Source organism: Cupriavidus sp. 2KB_3 (genome assembly GCF_052115685.1).
Taxonomy (GTDB): domain Bacteria; phylum Pseudomonadota; class Gammaproteobacteria; order Burkholderiales; family Burkholderiaceae; genus Cupriavidus; species Cupriavidus campinensis.
Map to the genome: position 1 here is coordinate 1 of NZ_JBFRHD010000044.1, position 1,399 is coordinate 1,399.

1 protein-coding gene is annotated in these 1,399 nt (G+C 55.4%); it reads right to left on the bottom strand.

Going from position 1 to position 1,399, the window contains the following annotated elements; all coding sequences use genetic code 11:
* A protein-coding gene (locus tag AB4120_RS27565; protein ID WP_441643103.1) for an IS3 family transposase occupies positions 1–1,352 on the bottom strand; the annotation gives its coding sequence in 2 pieces (ribosomal slippage) (positions 1–864 and positions 867–1,352; 1,350 coding nt annotated over the 2 pieces). This gene is flagged as partial in the annotation.
* Positions 1,353–1,399 lie beyond the last annotated feature (47 nt).

Sequence of the window (1,399 nt, forward strand, 5' to 3'; positions counted from 1 at the left end):
CTGAGTCCTGTATTGCACGGGACTCAGCCCTTTTAGTTTGAGCTTGATGCGGTCATGATTGTAGTAGTGAATGTATTGGCGCAGTCCATCCTGCAGTTGCTCGATGCTGGTGAACTTGTTCAGGTAGAAGAATTCGGACTTTAGGATGCCGAAGAAGCTCTCCATGGCAGCGTTGTCGAGGCAGTTACCTTTGCGCGACATACTGGGACGGACACTGCGCTGCTTGAGCATCGATCGATAGGACGCCATTTGGTATTGCCAGCCCTGATCCGAATGCAGGATCGGTCGGTCCTTGGGGCCGAGTCGAGCAAACGCCTTCTTGAGCATTTTGCTTACCATCTCGAACAACGGACGCCTGGCCATCTCGTATGCGACGATCTCGCCGTTATGCAGGTCCAGCACCGGCGAGAGGTATAGCTTCTCGCCGGCGACGCTAAATTCGGTCACATCGGTTACCCATTTCTGATTCGGACGCCCGGCGTGGAACTGCCGTTGCAACACGTTGGGCGCAACTCGGCCCACCGCACCTTTGTAAGAACGGTATTTCTTTGGCCGGACGAGAGACTTCAGGCCCATGGCTTTCATCAGGCGCTGAACCGTCTTGTGGTTGACGATCAATTCCGCTTTCCGAAGCGCCGCCGTAATKCGGCGGTAGCCGTAGCGACCTTTGTGCTGCGCAAACAGCTCACGGATTCTTGCCTTCAGTTCCGCATACCTGTCCTGCGCCTGAAGTACTGTTTGCTGATAGTAGAAGGTGCTTCGTGCCAGGCCTGCGACCTTCAACAGCCCCGCCAATGGATACTGCCGCCTTAGCTCAWGCACTATTTGCGCTTTTTGGGTTGCGCAGATTTCTTGTTCGCTTGAACTAAGGCGTCGAGTTTTTTTAGGTAGGCGTTCTCCATGCGCAGGTAGTTCAGCTCGTCAATGAGCTCCTCGCGCGTGCGCGTGCGATCACCAGATGGCTTCGGTGGCTTTGCTTTGGGAGTGGGTGGCGACATCTTCCTGGGACGCCCTTTTGGGCGCGATGACAAGGCCTCTATACCCCCTGCATCATACTGGCGTTCCCAAATGCCAATCGCACCGAAGTTGCGAATATCGAACCATGCTGCGACTTCGCGATGCGACAACCGCTGGCTTCGCATCCGCTTCAGCACGGCAAGCTTGAACTCGGCGCTGTAGTRCGTGTACTTCCGTTTGATGCTCGCCGCGCCATGCAGGCGGTATCCCGCCACCCAGCGCCGTACTGTTCCGCTGTCTATTTCATGGCGTTTGGCGATCTCACCATAGCCTGCCTGACCGTCCAGGTAGCTCTGGATAACTGTCAGCCTGAACTGCTCCGAGTACCGATACATGAAAAAACACCCCAAAAGTTGGTGTCCAACTTTTGGGGTGCAGTTCA